Here is a 7,501-nt window from a genome sequence, read left to right as displayed (position 1 = left end):
CAGCCAGGAAGGTTGAATCGGGATCAGGTGTTCGATCGCTTCGCCGCCAACGCTCAGTACCAGCCGCAATTGATCGTCACCTTCATTCGTTTTCAGCCCCTTGGTAGACAGCGTCCAGATAGCCAAATCACCGGATTGACCGGCAGGTTTCGGCAGGCCGATATAGGAACCTTCCGGCCCTGCCACAAAAAGCTCAGGTGACGTTCGGCCCAAAGTCAGGGCTTCAATGACAAGCTTGTTGTCTTCATTCAGGCTCACGGACTTTATGTGCAGTTCACTGTCAGCTGTTGTCCGTGGAACGGTTTGCAGGTCACGGGCAATGAGTTTGGCCGACAACGCGTCTCTTTCAGCGTCGGGACTGAAATTGAGAGAGAGCGTGGCATCTCCGGGAACGCAGATATCCTTGCAGATGCCGAAAAACAGGTCGAGCGTCAGACGCACATTCTGGTCCTGGCTCTCCGGCGTAATCCTGAGTGGCAGTACGATGCCGTCATGGTAGACGACCGATTCCGAAAAACCATCGCTGTAGCGCTCCGGCACAGGATAAAGGATTTCGACATCCTTTAAATTATCCGTGTCCACAAAGGTGAATTGTGGTGGGATGCCGGCTTCCCCGGGATAGCGCCAGTAGGTATGCCAGCCAGGTTCGAGAAGGAATTCAAGGCCGGCCAGATAGTGTCCGTCTTCCAGTGGACCGGCTGAAATCATCCTGACCGCGCCACCATGAACTTCAACCCAATCCGTTGTCTCCGCTCGTGGAGAGGAGACGGTGGCCGACAGGAGGAAAGCGACGATAAGGACAATCTGTTTCATGGTGTCTTTGCTACACGAGTTTCAGGCAAGCGTCATGCACCAGAACGTTAAATCCGGGTCATATCCTCGTGACGGGGGCGTGAGTCGGAATACCAGTCAGGCCGGGAAACAGTCATTAACAAACTCTGCCAAAGAGGCTATGCTCAATATTCGAGGCAGAGAGCGTCAACAGTAACGAGGTACGCATGGCCGGAACCGAAGCAACAGATTCTCTTGAAGGTCAGTTTCTGATTGCGATGCCAAGCATGGCAGACAGCAGGTTCGAACACTCGGTTATATATTTGTGCTCGCATTCCGATCAGGGAGCCATGGGACTGGTTGTCAACCAGGTTGCCAGGCACCTGTCGTTGGAAGAACTGCTTGTCCAGCTCGATATATTGAATGATGACAGCGCGATCCGGTTGCCGGAAAGTGTCCGCGAAATGAACGTGCACAAGGGCGGACCTGTGGAGGTTGAGCGCGGCTTTGTTCTCCATAGCGATGATTTCATGCTGAACCAGTCGACCCTGACGATCGACAACGGCATCTGCCTCACGGCAACACTAGAAATTCTTCGGGCTCTTGCTCAGGGCGCCGGACCGGCCCAGGCAATGCTTGCGCTTGGCTACGCTGGTTGGGCGCCCGGTCAGTTGGAAAATGAAATTCAGTCCAACGGCTGGCTGACGGCACCGGCCGACCCCGAGATCCTGTTTGACCGGGATTTCGAATCCAAGTGGCATCGGGCACTCGGCTCATTGGGGATCGATCCGGCCATGCTTTTCTCCGACCCAGGGCACGCCTGATTTGCGTATTCAAAGCCCGGGACGTTCTCCGCTTGTCCACTCACGGTCATGATTTTAGCCAAAAGCGACTTGCGCTGAAATGTTATGGCGCGTAAGTCGCTTCAGTGGCATGGTTTGTTTCAAATCTCCTGGCTTTCAAGTAGGTTGGGAATTCGGACTGCCCCGGGCAGGGACGAGGACCGTCCCACAACAGATTTAAAAGGGAAGTTGCGCGGTGAAATACAGCAGTACGCGTGGTGAAGCACCAGTCCTGGAATTTTCCGATGTCTTGCTTCAGGGCCTCGCTCGGGACGGTGGTCTTTATCTCCCGGAAACCTGGCCGCAATTTGATGCTGAGACGATCGCCTCCTTTGCTGGCAAGCCTTATCAAGACGTTGCCTTTGAAATCATTCGACTTTTCATCGGGGATGCAATCCCGGAAGACGATCTGAAAAGGATGATTGCAGAAGCCTATGCCGGTTTCCGGCATCCGGCAGTGACGCCGCTTGTCCAGACAGGCGCCAACACCTTCATTCTGGAACTGTTCCACGGGCCGACCCTTGCGTTCAAGGATGTCGCCATGCAGTTGCTTGGCCGGATGATGGATTATGTCCTCACCCGGCGCGGTTTGCGTGCGACAATTGTCGGAGCAACATCCGGTGATACCGGCGGTGCGGCAATCGATGCATTCCGTGGCCGCGAGCGCACCGACATCTTTATCCTTTTTCCGGATGGCCGTGTCTCCGATGTGCAGCGCCGGCAGATGACGACACCGGCGGATGCTAACGTCCATACGCTGGCGTTGACTGGAAACTTCGATGATTGCCAGGCGATCGTCAAAGGGATGTTCAATCATTTCGACTTCCGCGACAGGGTTGCCTTGTCTGGGGTCAACTCGATCAACTGGGCGCGTATCCTGGCCCAGATTGTCTACTATTTCACGGCAGGAGCCGCACTGGGTGCTCCTCACCGGAAAGTCTCCTTCACTGTTCCAACCGGAAATTTCGGCGATATCTTCGCCGGGTATGCTGCAATGAAGATGGGGTTACCGGTCGAAAAACTGGTTGTCGCGACGAATGTGAATGACATTCTGGCGCGCACCGTGGAGACGGGTCGTTATGAAAAACGCGGTGTTGCTCCGACAATCTCTCCCTCTATGGATATTCAGGTCTCGTCGAACTTCGAACGACTGCTGGCCGAAGTGTGTGGCAGGGACGGCGAAAGTGTCCGCCGGATGATGAACCAGCTCGCTCAGTCGGGCAGTTTCACCATCGAAGAGGGGCCGCTTCGCGAAATCCGGGCTCATTTTGGAGCCGGCCGTTGCAACGAGGAGGAGACAGCGGCGACCATAGAGGAAGTCTGGAAGGAAGCAGGCTATCTTCTTGATCCGCATACAGCAATTGGTGTGCACGTGGCAAAGAACCATGATGATGGTGTTGCCCCCATGGTTGTTCTGGGAACGGCTCATCCGGCTAAATTTCCGGATGCTGTTGAAAAAGCCTCTGGCGTCCGACCGGAACTGCCGGATAACTTAAAAGAAATGATGACTGCGGAGGAGCGCCAGCAGGTTTTGGCGGCAGAGCAGGACGTGGTGGAACGATATATCGAAGATCACGCCCGGGCCGTCACCGCCAGGGTGTAACTATATGAAAGTACAAACAACGGTTCTCGACAACGGGTTGACGGTCGTCACCGACCAGATGCCTTACCTGAAGACTGCAGCACTCGGCATATGGGTCCGAACGGGCTCGCGTGCTGAAGCTGTGCATCAGAACGGCATCACCCATCTTCTGGAACACATGGCTTTCAAGGGTACAAAATCCCGGACAGCCCGTGGCATTGCGGAAGAGATCGAGGCCGTCGGTGGTGAGCTGAATGCCTCCACAAGCATTGAGCATACCAACTATTATGCGCGTATCCTGGCCGAAGACATGCCGCTGGCGGTCGATATTCTGGCCGATATTCTGCAGAATTCGACTTTCGATGCCCAAGAGCTTGCACGCGAACAGCACGTCATACTTCAGGAAATCGGGGCCGCTGCCGATTCGCCCGAAGACCAGGCCTTTGACCTGTTCCAGGGAACAGCTTGGCCGGACCAGGCCATCGGAAGGCCGATCCTTGGAACCCCGGAAACAGTTCAGGGGTTCGACCGCGATTCCCTGAATTCTTATCTGTCGGACAGGTATCGCGCTCCCGACATGGTGCTTGCCGCTGCCGGGGCTGTCGACCACGACGAGTTTGTTGCCCTGGCCAGAGAGAGGCTGGGAAGCTTCAACAGCGATGCGGCTGCCCAGGAAACCGAAGCCCGATATGGCGGCGGGGAGACCTTGCGCAGCAAGGACCTGATGGAAGCACAAGTGCTGATCGGCTTTGAGGGACGACCATACAAGTCTCAGGATTATTATGCGATCCAGATCCTGGCCTCTGTTCTGGGCGGCGGCATGTCGTCACGGCTATTCCAGGAAATTCGCGAAAAACATGGTCTCTGTTACGCCATTTACAGTTTCCATTGGGCGTTTTCCGACACAGGTCTCTTTGGTCTGCACGCAGCAACAAGCCATGAAGATCTTCAGGCTTTGATGCCGATGATCGCTGGTGAGCTTGTTTCAGCCAGCCAGACGATCACTGACGAAGAGGTCGCAAGGTCGCGTGCGCAAATCCGCGCCGGCCTAATGATGGCTCTGGAAAGCCCGGCGGCGCGTGCAGGGCAAATCGCGCGTCAGATACTGGTCCATGGCCGTGTCCTTACACCGGACGAGATTTCCGGTAAGATCGAAGCGGTAACGGCTGCGGATCTGCGAAGGGTTGCCCACGAAACATTTGTCGGAACCACACCGACCCTGACCGCAATCGGCCCGGTCGACGGCATCATGAATGCAGGTGAACTGACCGGACGGTTGCAGCAAAGCCCGGTGTTGCGGGCGGCATCATTGTAACTTGGCGGAGTGCGGGGCATGGCACTGCTACGGCCGGGATCATCACCTGACGCCGAACTGCTGATAGAAGCAGGCGAATACTATCTGCGCCCGCCGATCATGTCCGATTTCAGGCCCTGGGCGGAGTTGCGCGCCGAAAGCAGGCGGTTTCTGAAACCATGGGAGCCGCTCTGGCCGTCGGACGATCTGACCAAGTCCGGGTTCCGCCGTCGTCTGAGGCGTTACGCCAAGGACCGAAAGGACGGCAAGAGTCTGTCTTTCCTGCTGTTCCATACCAGAAAAGATGAAATTCTCGGTGGACTGACCCTCAGCAATGTTCGTCGTGGAGTCAGTCAGACGGCAACGCTCGGCTATTGGATGGGACAAAGGCACTCTGGAAAAGGGCATATGTCATCGGCCGTCGCCATGATCTTGCCGTTTTGTTTCGACGTGTTGAACCTTCATCGAATTGAAGCGGCGTGTATTCCATCCAACACGCCGTCCATCCGTCTCTTGGAGAATGCCGGTTTCCGCCGAGAGGGGTACGCGCGCAACTATCTGTTAATCAACGGCACATGGCAGGACCACCTGCTCTTTGCCTGTTTGGCGGAAGACCACGCGTCCCGTGCCGGAAAAACTTCTCCCAGTGTCGAAGGTATCTTGAAAGAATTCTTGTGACATGAGCAACAACCCGGTAGTTCTTCGCCTCATGTCGATTTCGTTACCGGATTCAATCAGCAACGTGTTGAGAAGCTTTGTCATTGCTCTTTGTGTAATTGTCTCGCTGCTTGCCGCCCCATTGGCGCAGGCTTTGGAGCCAATTCCCGTGCCGATCGATATTGAAGCGCTCGATATCACCAATTCAATCGACCTCCATCGCGACGCCGGCACCCGGCTGCAGGTCTCAACGGCGCCTGGTGCCGACGGGATCGTTCGCCGGATCGAAGTGCCTTCCAGGGATGGCACCAACACTAACTGGGCCGTCTTTGCACTCGCAAACACAAGTGACGAGCAGATCGACCGGCTGATCGTGGCGCCGAACTACAAGCTGGTTGGTTCGGATATGTTCTGGCCGGATCTGGGGTCGTCGCGTATTGCGACAATTACGCCGAGCCAGGGAATTGCCCCTCAGCGGCAGAAAAGCCTTGAGGACGATGTCTTCCTGGTAACGCTTGATCCGGGGTCGATTGTAACTTTCGTCGCCGAGTTGACGACGCCTAACCTTCCGGAAATCCGCATCTGGGAACCGGACGTCTACGAAGAGACGATCAACGCCTACACGCTGTACCGTGGTATCATCCTTGGAATTTCAGGCCTTCTGGCACTGTTTCTGACCATTTTGTTCGTCGTCAAGGGAACGGTCATGTTTCCCGCAACGGCGGCGCTTGCCTGGTCGGTTCTGGCCTATTTGTGCATCGACTTCGGTTTCTGGGGCATGGTGTTCAATCTCGAAGGTGGCGGCAGCCAGCTTGCACGTGCATGCGCGGAAGTGATGCTTGCGGCAAGTCTGCTGATCTTCCTCTATGCCTATCTCAACCTGAACCGTTGGAACATTCACTATTCCCATCTGGCGTTGACGACCCTGATTTTGATTCTCGGACTTCTGGGTGTGGCCGTCTGGGATCCGTCGATAGCGGCCGGTATCGCGCGGCTTGCTCTCGGTCTGATCGGGGTTCTCGGTTTTGTGACAATCGCCGTTCTCGCCTTCCAGCACTACGACCGCGCAATTTTGCTAATCCCGACCTGGTGTCTTCTAATCGCCTGGCTGGTCGGGTCCGCGATGACCGTAACCGGGTTTCTGTCGAACGACATTGTCCAACCTGCACTTGGTGGCGGTCTGGTGCTGATTGTTCTCCTGATCGGTTTCACCGTCATGCAGCATGCTTTTGCCGGCGGTGCGATCGCACAAGGGTTGATTTCGGATGTCGAGCGCAAGGCGCTGGCACTGACAGGTGCTGGAGATATCATCTGGGACTGGGATATCGACCGGGACCGGATTTTCACCGGCAACGAAGTCGAAGACCTTCTGAACCTGAAACACGGCACCCTGGAAGGTCCGGCACGTGACTGGCTGGAGGTTCTGCATCCGCAGGACAGGGATCGCTTCCGGGCGACGCTGGATGCCGTGATCGACCAACGGCGCGGCAAGGTCGTGCAGACATTCCGACTGCGTTCGGAGGACGGGCATTTCCGCTGGTTCCGGTTGCGGGCCCGCCCGATCATCGGCTCCGACGGTGAAGTGATCCGCTGTGTCGGCACGCTTCTTGACGTTACCGAGGAACGAACAGCTGAGGAGCGTCTGCTCCATGACGCGGTTCATGACAATCTGACCGGGTTGCCGAACCGGGAACTTTTTGTCGACCGGTTGCGCACCAGTGTTGTTCGATCCAAGGCGGAGGAAACCTCCAAACCGACGGTCCTTGTTCTCAATCTCGATCGTTTCAAGCAGGTCAATGACAGCATCGGCCTGTCCGCCGGAGACAGCATATTGTTGACGGTTGCTCGTCGTCTGGGGCGCCTGATTGGTCAACAGGACACGCTTGGCCGCCTTTCCGGCGACCAGTATGGACTGGTGTTGTTGTCGGAGCAGGAACCGGACCGGATTGTTGCGCTGGCCGATTCGCTGCGCAAGGCTGTCCGCGCACCGATCACATTTGGCGATCGTGAAATATTCCTGACGTGTTCGGTGGGAATTGCCTTCTTTGAGGGGGGCAAGCAAGGCGTGGAAGATATGTTGACCAACGCTGAGATTGCCCTCAACCACGCCAAGAGGCTTGGTGGTGACCGCCAGGAAGTGTTCCGCCCCATTCTGCGGCCTCTCGGCAAGAATGTCGTCGATCTGGAAGCCGATCTGCGCGACGCGATCAAGAAAGAAACGCTTGGAGTCTACTTTCAGCCGATCATTCGGCTGGAAGACCAGTCCATCGCAGGGTTTGAGGTTTTGGCCCGCTGGAACCATCCCAAGCGGGGGAAAATCGCCCCGTCGGAATTTATCCCGATAGCCGAGCAGTC

6 protein-coding genes are annotated in these 7,501 nt (G+C 56.3%); 5 read left to right on the top strand and 1 reads right to left on the bottom strand.

Annotated features, from left to right (window positions below; genetic code table 11):
* The coding region (locus tag K5905_RS22635; RefSeq protein WP_297588066.1) for a protein-disulfide reductase DsbD domain-containing protein at positions 1-813 on the bottom strand (813 nt) is incomplete at its 3' end.
* A 185-nt stretch (positions 814-998) separates the two neighbouring features.
* Between K5905_RS22635 and K5905_RS22630 the strand changes: the two genes are divergently transcribed.
* The 5 genes from K5905_RS22630 to K5905_RS22610 all read left to right on the top strand — a co-directional run.
* The gene (locus K5905_RS22630; protein WP_297588063.1) at positions 999-1,595 is read left to right on the top strand and encodes a YqgE/AlgH family protein; all 597 of its coding nucleotides are present in this window, start codon (positions 999-1,001) and stop codon (positions 1,593-1,595) included.
* A 214-nt stretch (positions 1,596-1,809) separates the two neighbouring features.
* Positions 1,810-3,216, top strand: coding sequence for a threonine synthase (thrC, locus tag K5905_RS22625; RefSeq protein WP_297588061.1), 1,407 nt, complete (start codon positions 1,810-1,812; stop codon positions 3,214-3,216).
* A 4-nt stretch (positions 3,217-3,220) separates the two neighbouring features.
* Entirely contained in the window at positions 3,221-4,510 is a 1,290-nt protein-coding gene (locus K5905_RS22620) for a pitrilysin family protein (protein ID WP_297588059.1), read from the top strand.
* A gap of 18 nt (positions 4,511-4,528) precedes the next feature.
* Positions 4,529-5,167: a GNAT family protein gene (locus K5905_RS22615; protein WP_297588055.1), complete on the top strand. Its 639-nt coding sequence runs from the start codon at positions 4,529-4,531 to the stop codon at positions 5,165-5,167.
* 31 nt (positions 5,168-5,198) lie between these two features.
* Positions 5,199-7,501, top strand: a 2,303-nt coding sequence (locus K5905_RS22610) for a diguanylate cyclase (RefSeq protein ID WP_297588068.1), incomplete at its 3' end; no start/stop codon positions are given.

Origin of the sequence: Roseibium sp. (assembly GCF_025698965.1) — a bacterium.
In the GTDB taxonomy this organism is placed as follows: domain Bacteria; phylum Pseudomonadota; class Alphaproteobacteria; order Rhizobiales; family Stappiaceae; genus Roseibium.
Note: the sequence above shows the minus strand (reverse complement) of the source record. Positions and strands in the feature narration are given on the sequence as shown.